This window comes from Streptomyces sp. NPDC001848 (assembly GCF_042891915.1).
Taxonomy (GTDB): Bacteria; Actinomycetota; Actinomycetes; order Streptomycetales; family Streptomycetaceae; genus Streptomyces.
Genome location: NZ_JBIATP010000014.1, coordinates 126,150 through 149,805 on the forward strand (window position 1 = coordinate 126,150; position 23,656 = coordinate 149,805).

The window sequence follows — 23,656 nt, forward strand, 5'->3', positions numbered from 1 at the left end:
GACACCCCTCGCGGACGGCCGGATTCCCTGCCCGGTACGGATGTCAGGAGCGCGTCCGCACCGGACGGCTGTTGAAGGCCTCCGCGTGCAGCACGGGGCGGCCCGAACGCAGGGCCTCTGCGGGCCACGACAGGGTGACCGTCCGTGACTCGCCGGGCAGCAGCCAGAGGTAGTTGTCGCCGTACAGCGTCGGCAGTACGCGGTCGCCGCCGCCGTCCAGCAGGGACAGCCGCACCATCGCGGCGACGGCCGGACCCCGGTTGGCGACGGTGGCGGTCAGTTCGTGGCGGCTGCCCGACCGTGAGAGACGGGTGATCGTCGCGGACAGCACGACCCGTCTGAGGGTGGTCAGCCGCCGCATGGCCGCGGGTGTGCGGTGGCGCCAGTAGGTGTTGCGGGACAGGACGGCACCGCCGCGGTCCTTCAGGGTCAGGCGCAGCAGGTGCAGGTCGGGCAGCGCGTCCGCGAAGTCGACGGTGAACGTGCGGGCGACCGACGCCGGGGCGAGGTTCACCTCGGCGCTGCTCGGCGCTCCCAGCCGGTCGCCGTTGAGGTCGTGAAGCTGCGCGGTGACGGTCGCACCCCCCAGCGCGCGGCTCGTGTGGTTGACCGCGCACACCTCCCAGCGGAGCGGGTCCGCCTGGACGTGCAGCGGCTCGCAGGCGCTGCGGGCCCCGTAGTAGGCCCCGTTGACGTCGAAGTCGTAGTCGTACGTCTGCCAGACGGTGCTGTGCCAGGCCGGGTGGGACATCCACAGCATCAGGCCGGAGGCGTCGTTCCAGAGGTTGGCGTTCCACGCCTCGAACATGGCGCGGACGTTGTCGAAGTTGACGAACTGTGCCTTGCGTGTGAAGTCGTCCAGGTCCGTCGCGGCGCCGAGGCGCTCCTCGATGGCCGCCCTGTAGCCCTGCGGTGCCTGATTGCCGTGCTCGCTCCAGTCGTGGTGGTACCAGACGTCGCCGATCGGCCAGGCCGGCTCGTCACCGGCCATGGCGCGCGTGCCGGCGGCGGTGGAGACCACGGGCATGCCGATCTCGCTGTGGAAGCCGAAGCTGTTGCTGCCGTAGGAGGACGGGTCGTAGTACTTGTGCGGCTCGACCCAGTTGTACGGTCCGCCGCCGTTGATGATCCCGCCGGCCGAGTTGTTCTGGTAGAGGATGCCCGGGGCCAGCCGCTCGACCGCCTCGCGCATGCCCGCGTCGATCGCGGCCGGCGGGTTGCCCTCGTTCGCGCCGCACCAGACCACGACGCACGGGTGGATGCGGTACCGCAGTACGGTGTCCCGCGCGATCGTGTTGAAGGCGTCGTGGTCCGGCGGGTCCATGCCCCAGGCATTGGGGAAGTCGTTCCACACCAGGATGCCGTGCTCGTCGCAACTGGCGTAGAACTCCTCGCGGTTGCTGCTGCCGACCCAGTTGCGGATCATGGTGAAGTTCATGTCGCGGTGCATCCGCACGGCGGCGTCCATCCGCTCGGCGGGCATCCGGCGCAGCAGCTCGTCCCAGCCCCAGTTGCCGCCGCGCGCCAGGACCCGGACACCGTTGACGCTGATCTTCAGCGGCTCGGGAGTGTTCGTGGCGGAGACCACGTCGGTCCAGGTCTCGCCGTCGTCGGACACCTGGACGACGTAGGTCTTCGGATAGGCCGTCTCCCACATGACGGCCACCCGGTCGAACGTCCGCCCGGAGCCGAGGTCGACCTGGATCCACTGGTGGTCCTCCGCCTTCGAGGACCACCGGGTGCCGCTGTCGCCGTCGGTGGCGTGGGCGGCGGGGTGGTCGGCTTCCTCGGTCGACGCGGTCGCCGGGCGGTGAAGGGCGAGGTCGGTCCCCGGCTCCTTGCTGTCGATCACCGACAGGGACCACAGCGAGTTCCCCCAGCTCGTCTGCCGCAGACCGCAGGCGATCCGGACGAAGCGGGCGGTCCGGGCCTCGAAGTCGTGCGTCCGCAGACTGGCGTTTCCCCGGTTGAACAGCAGGGGCACCGCCGTGTTGTCGACGTGTGCGGCGTCGGCCCAGGTCTCGTCGTCGGCGGACACCTGGACGACGTAGGTGGCGGCGTACGCCTGCTCCCACACCAGGTCGACGCGGTCGAAGGACTGCGGGGAGCCGAGGTCGACACGTATCCACTGGTCGTCCTCGTAGGCCGAGGACCACCGGGTGCCGGAGTCGCCGTCGGTCGCGTTGCCGGGCCCCAGGTCGTCGCCACTGGTGCTGGAGGCGGTGGCCGGCGCGTGCAGGGCGAGGTCGACGCCGGGACGGCCGCTGTCGGCCACGGACAGCGACCACAGGGAGCTGCCCCAGCTGGTGGCCCTGGTCAGGCACCTGATCCGTACGTACCGGGCCTGCTGCGGGCCGGTGGGCACGGACTGCGCGCAGGCGTTGCCGTAGGTGGCGAAGGGCAGCGGCACCTCGTACTCGTAACCGAACTGGCGGATGCCGAACCGGGTGGTCCGCCGGTCGCTCTCCGCGCCGTCCACGGTGGCCCGGAGAGTCAGGTCGTGCAGGTGCGGGTCGCCCATGCCGTTGGGCCACCACAACTCGGGGTTCTTCACCCGCAGGGCGGGACGGGTGTCGGGGCGGAAGGTGACGTCCAGGCTCTGGCCGGCCGGGATCGTGACGACGGTGGAGACGTTCACGTCGTCGAAGGCCGCGGAGACCGTGGCCGTGCGGTCGGTCGCGCCGGCGTTGCGGACCGGGACGGTGAGGGTCAGCTCGGCGACCGAGGTGTCGGGAAGGTGGGGCAGGACCGTGTCGACGCGCGGGTCACCGATCACGACGTCGCCGGTGGACCTGAGCCGGACGTGGTTCCAGATGCCGGCGGCGCGGTCGCGCACGGCGGGCATCCAGTCCCACCCGGAAGCGGCCAGGTACGTGGGCGAGTTGAGGTTCATCTGTCCCGCGCCGGCGTCCACCCAGGACTCACCCGCCGGTCCCTTGTCTCCGGGGCTTCCCGGAACCGGCATCGGCGTGATCCGGACCGCGAGGGCGTGCTCGCGCCGGTCCGCGACGAGCGCGGTGACGTCGTGGGCGCAGCGGGCGAAGGGGTAGGTCAGCCGGCCCACACTGCCGCCGTTGAGCCAGATGTCCGCCTGGTGGTTGACTCCGTCGCACTCCAGCCACACCCTGCGGCCGGGCCCCGTGCGCAGGCCCCCGGGCAGGGTGAATTCCCGCCGGTACCACCAGGAGTGGCGCGAGAGGGCCTCGGGAACGCGCAGGTTGTTCAGGCCGGCGACCGGGTCGGGCAGCAGGCCCTGCTCGACGAGTGAGGCCAGCACCGTGCCGGGCACGGTCGCGGGCAGCCAGTCGCTGGTGTCCACGTCCGGCACCGACAGGTGGGCCCCGTCGCGCTGCTCCCGGTCGTCGAGAGTCAGCGTCCAGCCGGACTCCAGGACCACCGTGCCGTCGTCGGCGACCACGAGCGACGGCGCCTGGCCGTGGTGCGTGCCCCAGTCCGTCCAGCCCGACGCCGCCGGGCGGTGGCCGCCTACGGTGCCGTAGACCTCGAATCCGTTGAGGCCCAGCGGGTTGACGCTGGAACGCCGGTGCGAGGTCATGCGCACCCAGCGGGCGGTCACCGGACGGGGCAGCCGGATCTCCACGACGCCACCCGTTCCGGCGGTGGTGCGGTAGACGCCGGTCCACGACTCGTGGTCCTGGGAGGTCTCCACGACGAAGTCGGTGGCGTAACTCGAGAGGATCTCCTTGCCGGTGGTGCCGTCGGCCCAGTTGCCGCTCGGCGGCGGTACGAAGACCGGGTCGCCCGCAGCGGCTTCGAACGTCAGACGGATGTCGGTGACCTCGCAGTCCGTCTGGAGATCGACCGCGACCCACTGCGGATCGCCGTCGGCCGCCCGCCATCCGGTGCCGCGCACACCCTGAACCGTCATCCCGTCGACCACGAAGGAGGCCGGGGTGGGCGCGTACGCGGTCGAGGAGACCTCGACCGGGCGGTAGACCGCCAGATCACCGGAAGTGGAGTGCGCGGCGGAGGCGCCTGCGCGCTCGGTGGCGTAAGCGGCCGCCGGCAACACTCCGCCGAGTCCGAGGCCGGCCAGGAGGGTGGAACCGGAGGCTACGACCGACCGCCGGGAGGGATGGCGGGGCGCCGAATCACCGTGAGCTGCCATGTGTGGGGCGTCCAATCGGGTGACGATGCGGGGAGGAAGGTCTTGGCCGACGTGGCTCCAGGCAGCGAGCTGCCCTGCCTGACAACGTTGCCATAGGCTGTTTCGTTGAACGGCTTGTGTCAAGAGGTGTGACACGACTGGGAATTGCCGGCTCGACTCGGCATCGCTCGCCGCACACCTGGAAACGGTGGCTGGTCACATGTTTCTCGCGGCGGACGCGACGGGGCGGGGAGAGCGGGGCAGGGAGAACCAAGAACCCCAGCCACCCCTGGACCGCGAGGCAGGGGCAGCCGGAGCCCCGGCCACCCCGCCGGCTGCCGCCCCGCCGTGGCGACCGGACGTCCTGGGCAGCGGTCCTCGCCTCTTGAGGTCGTACCCGCGTTTCAGGAGACGGATCGGCATCGACGGCAACCCACCGTCGGGCCGGGCACGGATCCCCACGGATTCGGTGCGTGCGCAGTCTCGCTGCTCGTGGTGCGGGCGCTCGGCATCCCAAAGACCGCTCCGCCCGATCGGGCAGAGTTGTGGCCTTGTCGCGCACTCGGCGTCCAAGGCCCGGCGTACGAGGCGAGCCCGTGAACCCGGCCGAGGAGACCCCCGCGAGGTCGGGTCCGGCTGCCTGTAATGCCGACAGCCGGAAGCCGACAAGGGACGACTGTCCGATTTGGTCGATTCGAGCCGAAGCGGCAGGCGAGACCCGTTTGACAGAATGAAAATGACCGACCATATTGGATTCGTCGCCACACACTTGGCGTTCATCGACGGGGCTTGGGGGTGCTGTGATCAACCGGTCCAGCGAGCCCACCTGCACGGATCCGGCCGCCGGGAGACCCGGGCGAACGGTCGGAGCCGTGGCCCTGTCCCGCGAAGCCGTCGGTGCCGGCCACTCGGCGGCGGGTCTCCCTCGTGACGATGTGGAGAGCTGCATGACCGAGTCCATCCCCACCGATCCGATCGAGCCGTCCGAGGCGGACGCCTTGTTCCGCAGCCCGTCCCGCGCCCCGCGGAGAAGCGACGGGCCGTCTCTCGCGTTGCGGAGAGGGCCCGGGCCCTCTCCGGCCGTCCGCGACGAGCCGGCCGGGCCCCGGAGCGAAGCCCCCTGGCTTGGATCCGCCGGACCGGTCACCGCCGGCCTCGTGGCCGCGTTATGCGCCTTCCGTCAGCACCCGGGCCTCCTTGCCGGCCGGTACGCGTGCGAAGGAGGAGCGGCAACCGGCCGCGGGACCCGCCGCGCCGTCCTCCGGCCGGCGTAGGTGCTCTCGTCGGTTGTCCCTGAGGCCCGCACCGATATCCGCGCCGACCACGGTCCCGGGAGCGGTCGGCCGTAGGGGAAACCGGCGCACACGCCTCGCCGCGGCGGGCAGCGCCTCCTGTCGCGGTTCGCCGCGCACGCGGGCGGCTGGGCCGCCGCCGACGGCCGACGGAGGCGGCGCGCAGCGCGGCGGCTCACACACCTTTCCGCACACCATGCTCCGCAGAGGTTTCCGAGCAACGTATGAACGAGGGATCCGGGTCGGGCAACGTCCTGGACGGCCATGTACGCCGATGGGGATGCCCGCCGTCCGTACGACCCGTATGAGCAGCACATCGAAGACATGAGCCGACCGTGACCGGGCCGGCGCCGCTGACCGGTGCGTGAGGCGGTGGCGGGAGACGAACGGAGTCGGTGGCAAGGAGAGATGCACGATGACAGGGTTGTCGCGCGAGTCAGGTGATCACGCCATCCAGTTCTCCGTCCTGGGACCGGTGCAAGTCCGGCGGGGCGGCAGCGAGCTGCTGCTCGGCCCGAAGCAGCAGCGGCTCATCCTCGCTGTGCTCCTGGCTCGTGCCGGGCGGCCTGTGTCGATGCACGAGTTCATCGATCTGCTGTGGGACGGTGATCCGCCGTCGAGTGCGACCAACGCGGTGCACCGGTACGTCGGAGCACTGCGCCGGCTCCTGGAACCGGACCTGCCCGCGAGGTCGCCCGGGCGGTGGCTCGCCCGGCAGGCGGGTGGATACCTGCTGCGCGTCGATGCCGACTGCCTCGACCTGCTGAACTTCCGGGCTCTGGTCGATCAGGCACGGCAGGCGGACGCAGCGGGCGACCCGACGGGCTCCGTCGGGCTGTTCACCACCGCTCTGGGCCTGTGGCAGGGTCGGTGCGCGGCGGACCTGGAACCGGTCAGCGGCAGCCACCCCGCCTTCGTCATGCTGGAGCACGAATACGTGTCGGTGGTGTGCGAGGCAGCGGACAGGGCGCTGAGTTGCCATCGTGCCGAGTCGGTGTTGTTGCCGTTGCGGCAGGCCGCGGAGCGCAATCCGCTGGACGAGGCGCTGCTGGCGCGCCTGCTGCTGGTGCTCGCTTCGGACGGCAAGCAGGCCGAGGCCCTGGCGATGTACGAGGAGATCCGGCTGCGGTTGCTGGAGGAACTGAGTGTGGACCCCGGCGCGGAGCTGCGGGCCGCCCACGAGCGGATTCTTCGGCACCGCGTCGACACAGGCACGCCCGCGGAGGCGGAGAAGGACAGGGGAGCCGCTGCCTGCGGTCCACCGGTTCCGGCCGGTTCCGGGGCGTCCCGCCCGTCGTCGGTGAGAACGGCACGACCGGCCCAGTTGCCTCCCGCCCTGCCGGGATTCACGGGACGTGAGGACGCACTCGCGCAGGCCCGAGCCCTTGCCGCGCGGGGTGGGGGTGCTTTGCGGGTGCTGGCCGTCGACGGCATGCCCGGCATCGGAAAGACCGCTCTGGCCGTGCACTTCGCCCACCAGGTCGCCTCCGACTTCCCCGACGGACAGCTCTACGCCGACCTGCGCGGCTTCGCGCCGGACGGCGAACCCACCGACCCCACCGACATCCTCCAGGGCTTCCTCGACGCCCTCGGTGTCGCCCCCCAACGCGTCCCCACCCAGCCCGACACGCGCTCCGCGCTCTACCGCAGCGTCCTGGCCGACCGACGCGTCCTCGTCGTCCTCGACAACGCACGCGACCTCGCCCAGATCAGACCCCTGCTGCCCGGGACCGGCAACTGCATGGTCATCATCACCAGCCGCAGCCGCCTCACCGCACTGGCCACCGCCCACGGAGCACACCTGCTCACCCTCGACGTCCCCACCGCCACCGAAGCGACCACCACCTTCCTCGAACGCGTCCGCACCAGCCGCCCGCACGACGGCGCCCACGAGATCCGCCCCCTTGTCGAACGCTGCGGCCGCCTCCCCCTCGCCGTCGCCATCGTCGCCGCCCGAGCCGCCGCCTACCCCGAGCGCAGCCTCCACGACATCGACCTCGAACTGTCCACCAGCGGCCACAGCCTGGACGGCTTCAGCGACGACAACCTGGACAACGACGTACGAGGCGTCTTCTCCTGGTCCTACCGCACACTCGGCCCCCGGGCCGCACACCTTTTCCGCCTCCTCCCCCAGCACCCCGGCCCCGACGTCACCACCGCCGCCCTCGCCAGCATGGCCGGCATCACACCGCACGAAGCGGCCCAGGCCGTGGGCGAACTCGTACGAGCCAGACTGCTGACCGCGCGTGGGCGCAACCGTTACCGGGCCCACGACTTGATCCTCGCGTACGCCGCCGAACTGTCCGTCCAGTACCAGCCGGACCGGCCGGCCGTCCGGTCCCGCATGTACGACCACTACCGCCAGACCGCTCACGCGGCGAACCTCCTGCTGCGGCCCGGACCCCAGCCGGTCGCTCCTCAGTCGCCCCTGCCGTCCGTGACGCCGGAGCCGCTGGCGGACACCGCCGCGGCGACAGCCTGGTACACCCAGGAGCGGGCGGTACTGCGTTCGGTGGTGGAAACGGCAGCCGCGCACGGCGACGGCCGGACGGCGTGGGAACTCGCCGTGACCCTGCAGATGTGCCAGCAGCGCATGGGATGGTGGCACGACTGGGCCGCCACCATGCGGGCCGCCCTCGGAGCGGCACGCAAGGCCGATGACGTGGAGGGCATGGCGCGGACCCATCACGGCCTGGCCGGCGCCCTGCACTACCTCGGTGACCAGCCCGGTGCGCTGCGCCACCTGGAACACGCACGTCACCACTTCGAACAACTGCACTCCACCGCCGACCTGGCACACGTGCTGCGGAACCTCGGGCTCGTGCGTCACACCCAGGGGGACCACCTCCGCGCCCTGCGTCATTTGGAAACGGCCTTGGACCTGCTGAGCGGGCCCGAGCCGGGCCAGCTCAAGGCCACGATTCTGTGCATGGCCGGAATGACTCGTGTGAAACTCGGTGACCTGGGGGAGGCTCTGCGACTGCTGCGCACCGCTGTCGCGATGTTCCGCGAGCTGCGCGACCTCAACGGTGAGGGAGTGACCCTGACGGTGATCGGGCAGGTGTTCGACCAGTGGCGCGACTACGCCCGGTCGGTCTCGTACTACGAACGGGGCATCGAACGGCTGCGGCTGGCCGGCAGCCGGGCGAACGTCGCGGAGGAATTGATGGCGCTCGGCGACGTACGGCTCGATGCCCGGGACGTGGCGGGAGCACGACAGGCCTGGACCGAAGCCCTCGGAAGCCTGGACGATCCCGACCTGCCGCTGGTCGTCCAGGCCCGGGAGAAACTGGCCCAGTTGGACACGGCGAAGGAGGAGCGCCGAGCGGCATCGGTCATTTGACTACACGCAAGGTTCCAGGGCCATGGCCGCACCCGCCGCCGGCGGCCCGGGGCACCCGCCGAGTGGGCCATCACTCCCGGACCGGCCCGCGACCGGTGATGCGTGGACGGACCCGGGTCCGTCCTCGTCATCGGGAAACACCTGTAGCACCGCAAGGGTCGGACCATGTATGCCGGCCTGCTGCACGGGCCTCGATATGGGTCGGGGTTCAAGAGATAAGTCGTTAGACAGATTCGGCCGTGCTCGCTGTCGAGAGACAGTGTGTCCGTCGTCCGGCAGTGCGGTTCCGTCGCACCGCCCCACACCCGAAAGGCCACCACCATGCCGTACATCACCGTCGGTCAGGAAAACACCACCGACATCGAGCTGTACTACGAGGACCACGGCACCGGCCGACCCGTCGTCCTCATCCACGGCTACCCCCTCGACGGCCACTCCTGGGAGAAGCAGACCACCGCCCTCCTCGCCGCCGGCTACCGCGTCATCACCTACGACCGCCGTGGCTTCGGCCAGTCCAGCCAGCCCACCACCGGCTACGACTACGACACCTTCGCCGCCGACCTCAACACCCTCATCGAAACCCTCGACCTCCACGGCGCCACCCTCGTCGGTTTCTCCATGGGCACCGGCGAAGTCGCCCGCTACCTCTCCACCTACGGCTCCGCCCGCATCGCCAAGGCCGCCTTCCTCGCCTCCCTGGAGCCCTTCCTGCTCAAGACCGACGACAACCCCACCGGCGCCGGCGACCACGCCTTCTTCCAGGGCGTCTCCGACACCGCCAAGAACGACCGCTACGCCTACTTCACCACCTTCTACAACGACTTCTACAACCTCGACGAAAACCTCGGCACCCGCATCAGCGAAGAAGCCGTCCGCAACAGCTGGAACGTCGCCGCCGGCGGCAGCGCCCACGCCGCCTGGGCCGCCCCCCTCACCTGGCCCACCGACTTCCGCAACGACATCCCCAAGATCGACGTCCCCGCCCTCATCCTCCACGGCACCGCCGACAACATCCTCCCCATCGACTCCACCGGCCGCCCCTTCCACAAGGCCCTCCCGCACGCCGACTACGTCGAGATCGACGGTGCCCCCCACGGCCTCCTGTGGACCCACGCCGAGGAAGTCAACAACGCCCTCCTCACCTTCCTCGCCAAGTAGTCGCTGCCGAGGCCACGGTGGCCCACTCCGCGATCCAGCGGTGCGGGCCACCCGGGCGCACCTCCCGCGTACGACCCGGAGCAGTGAGTCCGTGCATCCTCCCGGGCCCGAGGATCCCTCGCGGCCACGTCCGGAGCCGGCGGGACGGACCGGAACACCTGCCTGACCTGTCTCCGGCCACGTCGATTGACAGACGTCAGGGACGTCGTCCCCGTACCCGCGATCTCCTGGCCTTTCTCGCGCCGACCGGAGGCGGGCGTCAGCACCGTGGATCCGGCGCACGCGGCGGAGCAAATCGCGCCACGGACGATGGCTTTCCATCTGTACAAGATGTCTCCGCGGCCGGGTCAGCTCCCGACGGAAACTCGACCGCGCATCACAGGAACTCGGTGATCACACATGAGACGAAGCGCCGTCGAGGCACCCGCGTGGGAGCGTCCGGGCGCGGCCGACCGGTTCCATCTGGCGTCCGTACCGGAAGCGCCGGCGATGAGGGCCGTGGGAGGGGGCGAGGACCGGGACGCCCTCCCGGTGACGCTCACCCTGACGGCGAGCGACGTGCTCACGGAGGAGGGCGCTCAGGCCTACCTCCGCGGGGCGTCGGGTGTGCGCGTGGTGCCCTGGGAGGACCGACACGGTGCCGACGTGGCACTGGTGCTGGCCCACAAGGTCACCCTGGCGACGTTCAAACGTATCGAGGAGGTAACCGGGCCGAACCAGGGACGGGGGCTGCCGGTGCTGCTGGCGGTGGACTCGATCAGCGAGCGACACCTGTTGTACGCGGTCGACCGCGGGGTGGTGGGTGTGCTGCTGCGCGGCGAGGTCGGTTACGCCGACATCGTGCGGGCGAGCCGCAGGGCGCTGCAGGGGGAGTCGCCGCTGCCGCCCACCCTGGTGCGCGCGCTGGTCGAGCGCCTTCGCTCGCTGCCCGCGCACCAGCCCGGTTCGTCCGAGCTGTCCGCCCGGGAGGTGGACGTCCTGCGGCTGCTGGCCGAGGGATTGAGCACCGCCGAGGTGGCGGGACGCCTCAACTACTCGGAACGCACGATCAAGAACGTGCTGCACGACGTCATCACCCGGCTTGGCCTGCGCAACCGGACTCAGGCGGTGGCCTACGCCATCCGCAACGGTGCGCTGTGAGAACGACACCGCGGGCCGGTGGCCGGCCGCCGGCGAGGCGGGGGACACGTCCCGCGTGAGCCGCCACGTACCGTCTGACGCCCCACCAGGCCGGGATGACCCGCCTCACGGTCGACGGGCTGACGAGCCAGCGGATCGGCCCGCAGCTGCGCACTGGAGCCATCGCACGGTCGCGAGTCATCGTCACATGTCTTCGCCGAGACAGGTGTGACCTCGCGCCGGCACCTGCCCGCGGCGCTCCGCGCTGACGCCCAAGGAAACGGGCCACATCGCCGCCTTGACAGGGAGGGTTCGACGAAGAAACCCTGTGCTTCGGAATGTGTTCACCCCATCAGGCACCCAGGCGTCGCCGCTCGCCGAGCGGCCCGTGACCCGGTGCGGGGCCGTCGCGGAAGCGGGAAACACGTATGACCGACTGGCACAAGACAGCCTGCAGCCTCTGCTACGTCAACTGCGGTCTGGAGGTGGCGATCGACCAGCGTGCGATCACCCGCGTCCGCGGCGACAAGGAGAACCCACGCACCCGGGGCTACCTCTGCCAGAAGCCGCAGCGACTGACGTGGTACGGCGACCACCCGGACCGTCTCACCACGCCGCTGCGCCGCCGCCCCGACGGCGGCCACGAGCCCGTGGACTGGGACACCGCGCTGACCGACATCGCGCGGCGCCTGCGTGACATCCGGGACACCACCGAGCCGGGAGGCCCCGGCGCGCTCGCCTACGTCGGCGGCGGGGGCCAGGGCAACCACTCCGGTGGTGCGTACGGGAACGCGCTGATGAGCTGGATGAACTCCACGCGGCTCTTCGGCGCCCTGTCGCAGGAGAAGACCGGGGACTTCTGGGTCAACGGCAAACTGTTCGGGGGGCAGGTCTGCCACACGTCCGAGGGCGTCGAGGAGTGCGACCTCCTGGTGGCGATCGGCTGCAACCCGTGGCTGGCACACGGCTTCAACCGGGCTCGCACCGCGGTGAACACCATCAAGAACGACCCCGGCCGGAAGATGATCGTCATCGATCCGCGGCGCACCGAGACGGCGGACGTCGCCGACGTCCACCTGCCGTTGCGGCCCGGAACCGACGCCTACCTGCTGGGTGCGATCCTCGCCCTGATCGTGCGGCGCGGCGGCGCGGACGAGGCGTTCCTGCGGGAACACACCGAGGGATACGAACAGGTCGCCGACGCCCTGCTCCGCATCCCCGTCGACGAGTGGATCGCGCACGCCGAGGTGCCGCGGTCTCAGGTGGAGCGGGCCGTGGAGCTGATCCTGGCCGCGCGGTCGATGACCGTCCGCGTCGAACTGGGCGTCCAGCAGGGGCGCAACTCCACGCTCAACAGCTACCTCGAGAAGCTGCTGTACCTGGTCACCGGGCACTTCGGCCGGCCGGGCACCAACGCCCTGCACTCCTGGCTGATCCCGTTGTGGAAGGAATCCCACGGGGAGCGCTCGCAGATCACCGGGTTCGAGTACATCGGCGGGTACCTGCCCATGAACACCCTGGCCGAGGAGGTCCTCGCCGACCATCCGCACCGGGCCCGTGCCATATGGGTGGACTCGTCCAATCCGGCCAACACCGCGGCGGACACGGCGTCCGTCGAGCGCGCCCTCTCGGAGTGCGAACTGTCGGTGGTCGTCGACATCGCCTACACGGAGACGGCGGCACTGGCCGATTACGTCCTGCCCGCGGCCTCGCAGCACGAGAAGTGGGAGTGGACGTTCTTCGACTTCGAGTGGCCGACGAACTACTTCCAGCTCCGGCGGCCGCTGTTCGCTCCGCTGCCGGGCACCCTGGTGGAGGCCGAGATCTACACCCGGCTTCTGGAGAAGCTCGGCGCTCTGCCGGACCGGGCGGAGCTCGACCGGCTCACGGAGCTGGCCCGCACCGACCGGCCGAACCTGCTGCGGCACGCCGCTGCCGCCCTGCGCAAGGCCCCGGGCATCGCCCCCGTCCTGCTGTACCGCACACTCGGCCGTACGCTCCCCGAGGGCGCGGCCTCCGCGGCGGTCCTGTGGCCCGGCTGCCACACCGCCGCGCACCGGCTGGGACCCGCCGTCCAACGGGCGCTGGACACCGAGGCGTCCGGGACCGCACTCGGCGAGGAACTCTTCGACCGTGTCCTGCGGTCACCGAGCGGTCTCGCCTTCAGCAAGCACACCTACGACGAGGTGTGGAGCCTGATGCGCAGCGAACGCGTCACGCTCGCCGTGCCCGAACTGCTCACCTGGCTCACGTCCCTGGACCCGGCCACCGACCGCCATGACCCCGAGTTCCCGCTGTCCCTGATCAACGGTCAGCGCCGCAGCCACAACGCCAACCAGATCCTGCGCCCGCCCGCATGGCGCAAGAGCGACCCGGACGGCGCGCTGCGCGCCCGTTCCGAGGACCTCTCCGCCGCCGGTGTCGCCCCGGGCGACTGGGTGGCCGTGGTGTCGAGGACCGGACGCCTGGTCGCGCGGGCCGAGGCCGACGAGACGCTGCGGGCCGGGCAGGTGGCCCTGCCCCACGGCTTCGGCATGTCGGTCCCCGACGGCCGCGGTGGGCGTGTCACCCATGGACCGCGGATCAATCTGCTCACCGACGCCACCGACCGCGACCCGATCGCCGGCACACCGCACCACAAGGACATGCCGGTACGACTGGAACGGCCGACCCCCGAGGAACTGGAGACCGCCCAGCGGGACAGCGAGCGTGTGCACATGTTGATGCACACCTGACCGACAACAGCGGCGATCGCATACCTGGCATGCACGGTCTCCCACGCGCCCGGCACACCGTCCCGGCGGACACCGGGCACTCGGCGCATGCGGGGCGCCCCCAGGCGACGGCGCGGACGATGGCGAGCTTCCGGGACGGCGTACGGTCACGGCGTCCCCGCGGTGAGCGACGGCGCTTCCCCGGTCGCCGGGCGGCTCACGGCCGGTCAGGCATCCGGGGCGGGCACGGAGTCGGGGCGCAGCCAGGCAGACGCGAAGTCCACGTGTTCGGCGCCCAGTCCGTGGGGCTCGTCGGTGTAGAACCGCAGCCGGACACCGTCGGGGTCGGGAACCACCAGGAGATGGCCGACCAGGCGACGATGGGCGGTGAATGGGTCACGCCGAGCGTGTCGAGGTGACGGATCCAGCCGTCGAGTTCCGCCCGGCCCGTCACCGTGAAGGTCAGCGGGTCGAAGCCGGCCAGCCGTGCGGCGGTCGCCGGGTCGAGACGCAGTTCCACGGGCACGTCCACACCCGGGATGTCGAGGATGACGGCGCACAGCTCCCCGTCCGGGGTGACGTGGTCGAACTCCTCAAGGCGACGTGCGCCCAGGACGGAGCCGTACGAGGCGATGCTCCGCTCCAGATCCGACACGGGAATCTTGATGTGGTGCAGACCCCGCACCACGGGTCGGGCGGACATGCGGAACACTCTCCTTGGATATGCGCACCCCACTGCCGGGGCACCGCCGAACATACTCCCCGGGCAGTGGAGCCGTTCGTGCACGGAAACTGTCCCAGCGTGCACATGTTCGCCGTCAGAGCCACATACGGAGGGCGATCCGTGGCCCGGAGGTGTGACCCGGTGGCATTCTTCGGGCATGGCAACCTCATTCCCCGAGATCGGTGATCGTCCCGACGATCTCGCCTCCGCCGCCGAAGTGCGGCTGGACGACGGTCAGCTCGCCCGGGCCGCCCGGTACGCAAGCCGCGAGGAGGTCCGAGCAGGCGACGTCCTCTACCAGGTCGAGGACGATTCGGTCGACCTCTTCCTGTGCGAGACAGCGACGCTGGAGGCGATCATCCCGTCCTCGGAGGGCGGCGACGGGCACCTCTTCATGACGCACGGCCCCGGCCAGTTCGCGGGCGAACTCAACCTGCTCACCGGGCAGCGGCGCGGGCTGACCGTACGCGTGGCGACCGGTGGCACGATCCACCGGGTGCAGCCGGCGGCCTTCCGCCGGCTGATGGCCCAGGAGACCGATCTCTCCGACCTTCTCCTGCGCGCGATCCTCGCCCGGCGCCGGCTGCTGCGCCAGGCGACGGAACAGACGCTGCGGATCGTCGGCGACGCCGGGTCGGCCGCGGGCCTGGCCATGCGCACCTTCCTGGACCGTCAGGGCGTGCCGCACCGGTGGCTCGACAGCGGCTCCCCGCAGGGCGCGGACGCGATGCGCTCGTCCGGTCTCGCCGAGGAGGACCTGCCCGCGGCACTGTCGTCGCGCGAGGCGACGCCACGTGTGACCCCGGGCGTGCTGAGCCAGCAGCTCAACCTCGCCTACCGCCGTACCGGACGCGGCTCGGCCGACCTCACCGTCGTGGGCGCCGGTCCGGCCGGGCTGGCGGCCGCGGTGTACGGCGCCTCGGAGGGCCTGGAGACGGTGCTGCTGGACGGGGTGGCCGTCGGCGGCCAGGCCGCCACGAGCGCACGTATCGAGAACTACCTCGGTTTCCCCTTCGGGCTCAGCGGAGCCGATCTGACCGCGCGGGCCGCCGTACAGGCCCTGAAATTCGGAGTGCACCTCGCCAGTCCCTGCGGTGTCGTCGGGCTGAGCACCGAGGGCCGCGACCACGTCGTGACCCTGATGGACGGAACCCGCATCGGGACGCGGGCGGTGATCGTCGCCACCGGAGCGGAATACCGGGCGCTCCCCCTCGACGGCTGGACGGAGCTGACCGGGTGCGGCATCTACTACGCGGCCACCGACCTGGAGGCCCAGGCGGTGGCCGGCCGGCCGGTCGCGGTGGTCGGCGGCGCCAACTCCGCCGGGCAGGCCGCCTTGCACCTGGCCCGGTACGCCTCCGAGGTCACCCTGGTGGTACGGGGAGCCGATCTCGGCGCTCGCATGTCCGCGTACCTCGTGGAACGCATTCTGAACGACCCGCGGATCACCGTGCTCACCGGTACCGAGGTGACGGCGCTGCACGGCAGGCCGCACCTGGAAGGTGTGGACCTGACCACCCGGGCCGACGGCACCGGGGCACGCCGAATCGACTGCGCGGGCCTGTTCTGCTTCATCGGCGCCCGGCCGGCGACGACATGGCTCGGCGGAGTGGTCCTGGACGCGGACGGGTTCGTGCCGACGGACCGGCAGTTGTCGCCGGAGGACCTCGGACCGCGCTGGAAGGAACTGGAGCGCGAGCCGCTGCCGTACGAGACCAGCGTGCCCGGCGTGTTCGCCGCCGGTGACGTGCGTCTGGCGTCGATGAAACGGGTCGCCGCCGCAGTCGGTGACGGCGCCAGCGCCGTCCGTTCGGTCCACCAGTACCTCGCGACGGTCTGAGACGGGAACGCTCAGGAACAGGCCACTGCGCGCTGACGACATCGTTCACATCGACGACGACGTCCATCTGGTGTCGCGCAGCAACACCAACTGGGTGATCGTCAAGGACGGTGTCGACGCCACCGGCCTCGCAGATGAACTGACGCTGCGCGCACCGTAGTCTGCGCCGCCGACTGCTCACGAAGGCTACACGTACCCGGCTGTCTTCAGAACGCGGCGAGAGGCCGGGGAGACAGGCTCCCCGGCCTCTCGGTCCCGCGCTACGCCTCGAAGACCTCGCGCAGCTTGGCCTCGTCCTGCTGGGAGAGGTTGCTGCGGATCAGCTGGGCGTTGCCCTGGGGGAACGCCTCGTGGACTCGGTCCACGACCGCGTCGGAGGTGAGCAGGAACAGAGCGGACGTGCCCTGCTTGACCTCACCCCGGACGCTCTCGATGAAGTCGTCGTCAATGCCGACGTCGGCCAGCGAGCCGCCCAGCGCACCGCTGAAAGCGCCTACGGCGGCGCCGAGCAGCGGCACGAAGAAGATCAGGCCGAACAACATGCCCCAGAAGGTGCCGGACAGCGCGCCCGCGGCAGTCAGGTTGTAAAGCTGCTTGGTCTTGGGGTGCTTGCGACCCTCCGGCCAGGTGACGACCGCCGCGTCGTGGACCTGGACGAGTCCCTGCTTCTGCAGGGACAGCAGGGTGTCCTCGACGCGGTCGGCGCCGTCGGGGGTGGAGAACTTCCAGACGGTGAGAGTGGCCACGAAGCTCCTTTCGGGGACTGGATCGCCGCGTATGACGACAGCGCGGAAGGTGTCGACAGCGCGGAAGGTGTCGTATGCGCTGACGCAGGAGAAGAACCGGGCCGGTACGCTCCGGGGGCCGCCGCCCGGCACCGTGCCGTCGCGGTCTGTCGGCGAGACGCAGAGACAGATATGTACGCGGCCGAGATCAGTGGACAGCACACCCAAGAGGGCAGCACAGATACGTGTGTCACAGGGCGAGGTGCCTGTGACATGTGCGAGACGGAGTCCGAAGCCGGTGTTCCGCCGGTGCCGGGCCGGGTCAGCTCTGCAGCAGTTCGTTCGGTACCTCGGTACCGAGGAAGTCGAGGAGGGCGGCGAGTTTCCGGTCGAGTTCGACACCGACCTCGGTCACCTCCGGGATGCCGAGCCCGGCGAAATGGGTGCTGGGCTGGTCCACGCTGAACCAGGCGGCTCCGGCCTCGTCCTGCCAGATCACGGTGCGCAGCGGCGCGTAGAGCATGGTCCGCGGGTCGTGGCGGTACATGCGCTCGGCGATGGTGTGGTTGCCCATCAAGTACCAGAAGCAGATCGTCTGGTCTCCGGCGCGGCGGAAGACGGGGTGCGCCGCGTTCTTCGCGAAGATCATGAACCCGTGCGGGGCCGCCGAGTCGATGAGCCCGGTGATCTCCGACCAGGAGGCTTCCCGGCGGATCAGGGACTCCAGCTCCTCCTCCGGAACTCGTGGTACGGCGGCCTCGTAGCTCTGCCGGAAGTCGGACACGGACGGCACGGCCACGTCCAGACGCCGCACGGGGAACGTACTCATTTCGCCTCCTGGCTGGTGCGCGGTGCGATCGGCATCGACCATAACGGCGCAGCCGCTGACGCACGACGCACACGTATCCAACGGGCGGTCCGGCGGCCCGTTACTGCACCATCGGGCAAGCGCCCCACAAAAAATCCACAAGTGCCCCTGATCCTGGGGCAGTCCACCACTCGCCAACGGTCGTGCGGAGGGGACCGATATGTTCCTGCCGAGGTTCGTCCGGTCGACGTACCGGTCCGCCGCGCTCGCCCGTGCGACGGCGGACGCGGGCGCGATCTGCGCGGCGCTGCCCACGGTCCTCGGCCCCGGGTATCACCGCTTCGACCTGGTGGTCGAGTGGAGCGACGGCACCCTCGACCGGGCCGAGGGCGCCATGGACGAGGGCTCCGCCGGCAGGCCCGGTGCCGCCGGCCCGGAGCCGGTGGGAGAGCTGGCGGATGTGCGGGCCTTGCTCGCGTCGGCGCTGTCGGGCAGGGGGATCAGCGCCGCCGTTCTGGTGGCCAGGACGGCGGCGGTCGGCACCCGGGTGTGCGGCTGGAGCGTGCGAGACGGCTGGGTGGAAGCCCTGGACCCGCGCGCACTGAGTCTCGCGGTCACTCCCTGCCCGGGCGTACCCGTGGTCCCGAGCATGGTGTCACGCGCCCCCGCCCTGGTCCGCGACCGCCGGCGGCGCCGCCGTCACGTACCGTTGACTTCGTCGAAGGCCTTCAGTGCGTCGCGCAGAGCGGCGCGGGAGGTGATGCCCAGCTTGGGGAACACCCGGTAGAGGTGGGCGCCGGCGGTGCGGGGCGAGATGTTGAGCTGCCGGCCGATCTCCTTGTTGGACAGGCCGCTCGCCGCGAGCTCCGCGATGCGACGCTCCTGTGCGCTCATCTTCACGCCGGTCCTGGCGTCGGCCACCCCGACACCCACGCCGGCCGCGCGCAGTTCGTCCCGCGCGCGCTGCGCCCAGAGCGGCGCCTTCAACTGCTGCTCGAACAGTTCCAGCGCCACACCCAGCTGGACGCGCGCGGCCGTGTACTCCCGGCGCCGGCGGAGCCACTCGCCGTACCAGAGCCGGATACGAGCGTATTCATAGATCCACAGGGAGGCGTCCGGCACCGCCAGGGCCGCCTCGTACAGCCGCCCCGCCTCGTCGTCGGGTGCGACGACCGCGACAGCCGCAGCGAGGGTGACCGCGTGGTGCGGTGAGATGGCGTCCAGACGCGCCTGCCGGCCCGCTTCGACGTGTGCGCGGGCCTCCGCGGTTCTGCCGGTGCGCATCGCGGACTCCACGAGGTCCAGGAACACGCGTGAAAAATGGGGGAAGTGCGAGGGCAGTTCTCCCGGTGGGGTCAACGCGGAGGTCAGCAGGTAGGCCTCCTCGAAGTCCCCCCGGCCGACCGCGGCGCGGGCCCAGGTCTCGTTCACGGTGGACATCAACAGCTGCATGCGTCGCGGCTGGGCCCACGCGGTGATCGTGTCGCAGTGCCGGCGCAGGGCTTCCTCGTCCCCGCGGCCGGACGCGACCATGGCCAGTCCGTAGGTGAAGATGATGTGAATGAGGTTGTACTCGTGCTCGGTGGCGTCCGCGATGCCCTGGGATGCGATCGCCTGAATCCTGTCCCATTCACCCCGCATGAACGCCTCGTGAGCCCTGGCCACCACGCCGAAGCGCAGGCTGTCGTACGCACCGTGGCCGACGGCCTCCCGCCACACGCCGTCGTAGAACGTGAAGCAGTCGAGATACATGGCCGTGTAGATCAGCCAGGTGACGCGCCACAGGGGCGTGTCGGGAGACAGTGCGGCCGTCGCCCGGTCCAGTCGCTCCCGCACGTCATGAGCCGTCCGCGCCGGGTCGGCGACGCAGTCGAAGCACATGCGCGCGGACTCGGAGATCCGGTCGAGCGCGCGGTACACGGGAGGCCACAGTTCCGCGCGTCCTCCCCACACCGCCGCGTTGAGCAGGACGTAGAACGCGTCGTCGAACGCTTCCACGTCCTCCGGGGCGGTGCTTTCGCGCGCCGCCTCCATGGCAGGGGGCAGGATGCGGTAGACCGCGTCGATGTCTCCCTCCCGGTGGAACTGCACGTAGCCCGCGGCTGCCGCGCCTCGCAGTGACTCGGTGGTCTGGCCGGCCAGTTCGTGGGCCGTGTCCAGGAGGCCGGCGATGCCGGCGGCGAACGCGGCCTGCTCCAGGCGGCGGGCGCGTTCGGTGGAGTCCTGGCTGAGTTCCGCGGCACGGCGGTACGCCGTGGCGGCCTCCGCGGCGCCACCACGGGCCATGGCCCGCTCCGCGGCGCGGGTGAGTTCGACGGCGACCGCCTCGTCGGGGTCGTCCGCGGCGTGGGCGAGGTGCAGGGCGCGTCGCTCCGGCTCCGCCTTCAGCACCTCGGCCAGCGCACGGTGCGCGGATCTGCGGCGGCCGGCCGGGGACATGTGCACCACGCAGGAACGGACCAGGGGATGACGGAAGGTGACCTGCTCCGCGACGTGGTCGATACGGACCAGCCCGGTGTGCTCGCTCGTCTCCAGCAGGCCGTCGTGCCACTCCTCGCCCACTGCGCCGAAGGCCGCCCGGATGTCCTCCAGATTTCCGGGACGCTCTCCGTCCAACGCTGTCAGCAACAGGACGAATCGTGGCGCGGAGCCGAGCTGCCGGATGCGGTCGGCGAACACGCTCTCCAGCCGGCTGCTGAGCGGCAGGTTCGTCGGCAGGGCTTCGGCGCCGTCCCGCTGCGCGTCGGTGAGCTGGCTCGGCAGCTCCACCAGGGCGAGCGGGTTGCCTTCGGACTCGTCCAGCAGGCGCCGCCTGGTCGGTTCGGCAAGCCCCGGGTGACTGCTGTCGAGCAGCACCAGCGCATCGCGGGCCGGCAGCGGACCGACATCGAGCACGCGCAGGCCCGTGGGGTCGAGGAAGCCGTGTGCTCCGCTGCGCGCGGCCATGATGAAGGCTGCCCGGCAACTGCTGAGCCTGCGGGTGATGAAGGTCAGCACCTCGGCGCTGGAACGGTCGATCCAGTGCACGTCGTCCACCACCACGCACAGTGGCTGCCGCTTGGCCGCGGCCTGGAGCAGCGCCAGGGCCGCCGCCGAGATGGCGAAGCGTCCCGGCGCCGAGCCCTCACGGATGGAGAGCGCCTGTTCCAGCACGCCGCTCTGGAAGGACGGCAGTCCCGCGAGGTGATCGAACAGCGGATACAGAAGCTGGTGCAGCGCGGAGAACGCGAGTTCCTGCTCGCTCTCGACTCCGACGACCTGGAGCACACGCAGTCCGCCCGTCCGGGCGTGGGCGGTCACGGCGTCCAGCAGCGCGGTCTTCCCCACCCCGGGGTCGCCTTGGAGCAGCAGCGCTGCTCCCTCGTTCTCCGCCTCGACCAGCAGTGCTTCCAGGGCATGCAACTCGGACGTACGGCCCACCAACGACAACGTTCCTCCCACGCCGGAGGGCGGTTGCCCCTGCCGGCGCTCACATGATGGCTGCCGGCGGGCGCGTGTCGCATCTGTCGGTCGACTGGTATCGGCCGGGTTTCAGCAGCCTTCGGCCAGGAAGCCGAGCACTTCCCGCGCGACCTCCTCGTGGTGCTGGAAAAGGAAGCCGTGACCGGAGTCGGGATACGTTTGCACCCGCGCGTCGGGCAGCAGGCCCGCGAGCAGATGGGACGCGCTGGGCGGTGTGACGAGGTCGTGGTCGCCGTGCACCACGAGCGCGGGGTGCCTGATGTGGGAGAGCCTTTCCAAAGCACCGTGATCCGGGAGGCCCCACTCGGTCATCGCCTCGTACTGCGCCTGCCTGGCCGATCGGCCGGCCGGCAGGTCCCGGTCGTGCTCCCGCTCGATGTACCTGCCCAGAAACTCGAGCCCACTGCGCTGACTGGACTCGGTGTGATGGAAGAAGGTGTAGAGGTAGTCCTCCAGGCTCGGCTGGTCGACGTCGGCGCGGGCGAAGATGTCGTCCGGCCAGCCGGGTACGCCCGGGCCACCGCGAGGCGCGGTGGCCGCCAGCACCACGCGGCGGACGGCGGCGGGGCGCGACAGGGCCAGTTCCTGGGCCGTGTAGCCCCCCATCGAGAATCCCAGCAGGTCCGCCTGACGCACCCCGATGGCGGCCATGAAGGCGAGGGTGTCCACCGCTGTCTCCGCGATGGTGCGGGGGGTGTGGCCGGTACTCAGACCGACCCCGGCGTTGTCGAAGGCGATGACATCGCGTTCCACCGCCAGGGCGTTGACCAGTGCCGGGTCCCAGCTGTCCAGGGTGCCCCGGAAGTGGTGGAGCATGAGCAGCGGCGGCTGTGAGCCGGAGGGACCGCAGCGCCGATAGGCGTATCTGACGCCGTTGGCGGCGTCGACGACGTGGTTCGGTGCGTCGATGTACATGTCGGATCCTTCTCCGGGGCCTTGCTTCCCGCTCAGTGGGGAGCACCGTATGCCGTCGAGTGTGTCGGCGCGCCAGGGACGCGGCATCGGACATATGACCATGGGCCCTCAGTTCCGGACGTCGGCGTGCCGCCCTCTCGTGGAGCACAGTCAGTCGACTGATGCGTTGCCGTGTGAGGCCTCCTAGCCTGAACAACGCTGTGGCCACTCACCGCCCGACCGCCGCCCGTGCGCTATCCGTGTGCCATGTGGTTCCGTACAAGAGACCGAGGCAGGTCAGAAATGACAGACTCCTCTTCCGTCGCCCTGGCGGATCTTCAGGTGACGCGTTCCGAGCCCGACATCGACCCACGACTGCTGCGGGCGTTCCTGGCTGTCGCCCGGGAAGGTCACTTCGGTCATGCCGCGGACAGTCTCATGGTCGCCCAGTCGGCGTTGAGCAGACAGGTGCAGCAACTCGAACGCCTGCTGGGGGCGCCCCTGTTCACACGTACGTCGCGGGGTGCCCGGCTGACCGCCGTGGGACGGCTCGTGATGCCGCATGCCGAACAGGCCATCGCTCAGAACCGTCGGCTCGTCCGCCTCGCGAGATCGGCGGCCGGGCAGTACGGAACGCGCACATTGACGATCTCCGCACCCCTGCCCAGCCCTCCCGGCGGACTGCTGGCGGAGGCCGTGCGTCATTTCCGCGCCACGCACCCGGACGTGCAGGTCTCGGTCGTGGGACTGGACGACCGCGACGTCGCCGCCGCACTGCGGGACGGCCGCATCGACGCGGCTCTCACCTGGGGCGGGGACCTTGACGCCGAACAGGCGCAGGTACTGCTGGAAGAGGGCGCCGGCGCACTGCTGAGCCGGCATCACGCCTGGGCCGCGGCGCCGGAAATGCCCTTGGCCGCGCTGACCGAGGACCCTGTCCTCTTCCCGGTCCGAGAACGCGAACACTGCTGGGACTCGCTGAGCGAGATGGCCGCCGCCGCACAGGTACGGCTGACCCCCGTGCCCACGGCTCCCTCCGCCGTCCCGGACCTGGTCGCGGCTGGTCTGGGGGTGTCCGTCGTGCCGGCATCCTTCGGCTTCGCCGACTACACGGACGTGGTCTTCGTACCGCTGCCCGGTCTGCACCACCGGATGAGCGTCGTGTGGCACGGCGGAGACAGTTTCGCCGTCGCGGGGGCCTTCGTCGCATCCTGCCGGTCCGCGGCCGCAGGGCTGAGCGCCGCGCACCCCGACATCTGGAGACTGCCCGCAGCCTTTCAGCCGCGCTGACGGGATCCCGGGTTTGCGTCGACGCGGAACACCGCGCACCGTGTCCATGGCAATGCGGCGGCGGGCCCGCGCGGGTTGTGGAATGAATCTGGAATTCCCTCCACTTTTTCTGCGAGAATTCTTGATTATCTCTGGAAGAGCGGCCTCCGACGCGTTCCGGACTTCCCATCACAAATAAA

General features: G+C 70.6%; 13 protein-coding genes. 7 read left to right on the top strand and 6 right to left on the bottom strand.

What is annotated here, in order from left to right; genetic code table 11:
• Nucleotides 1-43 precede the first annotated feature (43 nt).
• Nucleotides 44-4,129 (bottom strand): discoidin domain-containing protein, encoded by a 4,086-nt coding sequence (locus tag ACFYZJ_RS27725; protein WP_388572306.1) that lies wholly within the window; start codon nucleotides 4,127-4,129, stop codon nucleotides 44-46.
• A gap of 1,686 nt (nucleotides 4,130-5,815) precedes the next feature.
• On the opposite strand from ACFYZJ_RS27725, the gene ACFYZJ_RS27730 reads away from it, so the two are divergent.
• The 4 genes from ACFYZJ_RS27730 to ACFYZJ_RS27745 all read left to right on the top strand — a co-directional run bounded on the left by ACFYZJ_RS27730 (nucleotide 5,816) and on the right by ACFYZJ_RS27745 (nucleotide 13,755).
• Complete coding sequence (locus tag ACFYZJ_RS27730; protein ID WP_388572307.1) at nucleotides 5,816-8,743, top strand: BTAD domain-containing putative transcriptional regulator; 2,928 nt, start codon at nucleotides 5,816-5,818, stop codon at nucleotides 8,741-8,743.
• A 321-nt stretch (nucleotides 8,744-9,064) separates the two neighbouring features.
• Nucleotides 9,065-9,901 carry an alpha/beta fold hydrolase gene (locus tag ACFYZJ_RS27735; RefSeq protein WP_388572309.1) on the top strand — a complete coding sequence of 279 codons (837 nt, stop codon included), beginning with the start codon at nucleotides 9,065-9,067 and terminating at the stop codon, nucleotides 9,899-9,901.
• 399 nt (nucleotides 9,902-10,300) lie between these two features.
• Nucleotides 10,301-11,041: a LuxR C-terminal-related transcriptional regulator gene (locus tag ACFYZJ_RS27740; RefSeq protein WP_388572311.1), complete on the top strand. Its 741-nt coding sequence runs from the start codon at nucleotides 10,301-10,303 to the stop codon at nucleotides 11,039-11,041.
• 407 nt (nucleotides 11,042-11,448) lie between these two features.
• Nucleotides 11,449-13,755 carry a molybdopterin-dependent oxidoreductase gene (locus ACFYZJ_RS27745; protein WP_388572313.1) on the top strand — a complete coding sequence of 769 codons (2,307 nt, stop codon included), beginning with the start codon at nucleotides 11,449-11,451 and terminating at the stop codon, nucleotides 13,753-13,755.
• A gap of 196 nt (nucleotides 13,756-13,951) precedes the next feature.
• On the opposite strand, the gene ACFYZJ_RS27750 is transcribed toward ACFYZJ_RS27745, so the two are convergent.
• Nucleotides 13,952-14,437, bottom strand: coding sequence for a VOC family protein (locus ACFYZJ_RS27750; protein ID WP_388572315.1), 486 nt, complete (start codon nucleotides 14,435-14,437; stop codon nucleotides 13,952-13,954).
• A 178-nt stretch (nucleotides 14,438-14,615) separates the two neighbouring features.
• Between ACFYZJ_RS27750 and ACFYZJ_RS27755 the strand changes: the two genes are divergently transcribed.
• On the top strand, nucleotides 14,616-16,298 hold the full coding sequence (locus ACFYZJ_RS27755; RefSeq protein ID WP_388572317.1) for an FAD-dependent oxidoreductase: 1,683 nt from the start codon (nucleotides 14,616-14,618) through the stop codon (nucleotides 16,296-16,298).
• 260 nt (nucleotides 16,299-16,558) lie between these two features.
• Here the strand turns inward: ACFYZJ_RS27755 and ACFYZJ_RS27760 are convergent, their stop codons facing one another.
• Nucleotides 16,559-17,044: a DUF1269 domain-containing protein gene (locus ACFYZJ_RS27760; protein ID WP_388572319.1), complete on the bottom strand. Its 486-nt coding sequence runs from the start codon at nucleotides 17,042-17,044 to the stop codon at nucleotides 16,559-16,561.
• A gap of 301 nt (nucleotides 17,045-17,345) precedes the next feature.
• Entirely contained in the window at nucleotides 17,346-17,852 is a 507-nt protein-coding gene (locus ACFYZJ_RS27765) for a DUF302 domain-containing protein (RefSeq protein WP_388572321.1), read from the bottom strand.
• 199 nt (nucleotides 17,853-18,051) lie between these two features.
• Between ACFYZJ_RS27765 and ACFYZJ_RS27770 the strand changes: the two genes are divergently transcribed.
• Nucleotides 18,052-18,618: a hypothetical protein gene (locus ACFYZJ_RS27770; RefSeq protein ID WP_388572322.1), complete on the top strand. Its 567-nt coding sequence runs from the start codon at nucleotides 18,052-18,054 to the stop codon at nucleotides 18,616-18,618.
• Here ACFYZJ_RS27770 and ACFYZJ_RS27775 read toward each other — a convergent pair.
• On the bottom strand, nucleotides 18,531-21,251 hold the full coding sequence (locus tag ACFYZJ_RS27775) for an AAA family ATPase (protein ID WP_388572324.1): 2,721 nt from the start codon (nucleotides 21,249-21,251) through the stop codon (nucleotides 18,531-18,533). The genes ACFYZJ_RS27770 and ACFYZJ_RS27775 overlap by 88 nt on opposite strands.
• A gap of 111 nt (nucleotides 21,252-21,362) precedes the next feature.
• Nucleotides 21,363-22,208 carry an alpha/beta fold hydrolase gene (locus ACFYZJ_RS27780; RefSeq protein ID WP_388572326.1) on the bottom strand — a complete coding sequence of 282 codons (846 nt, stop codon included), beginning with the start codon at nucleotides 22,206-22,208 and terminating at the stop codon, nucleotides 21,363-21,365.
• A gap of 282 nt (nucleotides 22,209-22,490) precedes the next feature.
• Here ACFYZJ_RS27780 and ACFYZJ_RS27785 point away from each other — a divergent pair, with 282 nt between their 5' ends.
• Complete coding sequence (locus ACFYZJ_RS27785; RefSeq protein WP_388572328.1) at nucleotides 22,491-23,477, top strand: LysR family transcriptional regulator; 987 nt, start codon at nucleotides 22,491-22,493, stop codon at nucleotides 23,475-23,477.
• The last annotated feature ends 179 nt before the right edge of the window (nucleotides 23,478-23,656 follow it).

Coding starts and splice junctions, on each gene's coding strand:
- ACFYZJ_RS27725 (WP_388572306.1), bottom strand. CDS start 4,129: ATGGCAGCTCACGGTGATTCGGCGCCCCGCCATCCCTCCCGGCGGTCG.
- ACFYZJ_RS27730 (WP_388572307.1), top strand. CDS start 5,816: ATGACAGGGTTGTCGCGCGAGTCAGGTGATCACGCCATCCAGTTCTCC.
- ACFYZJ_RS27735 (WP_388572309.1), top strand. CDS start 9,065: ATGCCGTACATCACCGTCGGTCAGGAAAACACCACCGACATCGAGCTG.
- ACFYZJ_RS27740 (WP_388572311.1), top strand. CDS start 10,301: ATGAGACGAAGCGCCGTCGAGGCACCCGCGTGGGAGCGTCCGGGCGCG.
- ACFYZJ_RS27745 (WP_388572313.1), top strand. CDS start 11,449: ATGACCGACTGGCACAAGACAGCCTGCAGCCTCTGCTACGTCAACTGC.
- ACFYZJ_RS27750 (WP_388572315.1), bottom strand. CDS start 14,437: ATGTCCGCCCGACCCGTGGTGCGGGGTCTGCACCACATCAAGATTCCC.
- ACFYZJ_RS27755 (WP_388572317.1), top strand. CDS start 14,616: ATGGCAACCTCATTCCCCGAGATCGGTGATCGTCCCGACGATCTCGCC.
- ACFYZJ_RS27765 (WP_388572321.1), bottom strand. CDS start 17,852: ATGAGTACGTTCCCCGTGCGGCGTCTGGACGTGGCCGTGCCGTCCGTG.
- ACFYZJ_RS27770 (WP_388572322.1), top strand. CDS start 18,052: ATGTTCCTGCCGAGGTTCGTCCGGTCGACGTACCGGTCCGCCGCGCTC.
- ACFYZJ_RS27780 (WP_388572326.1), bottom strand. CDS start 22,208: ATGTACATCGACGCACCGAACCACGTCGTCGACGCCGCCAACGGCGTC.
- ACFYZJ_RS27785 (WP_388572328.1), top strand. CDS start 22,491: ATGACAGACTCCTCTTCCGTCGCCCTGGCGGATCTTCAGGTGACGCGT.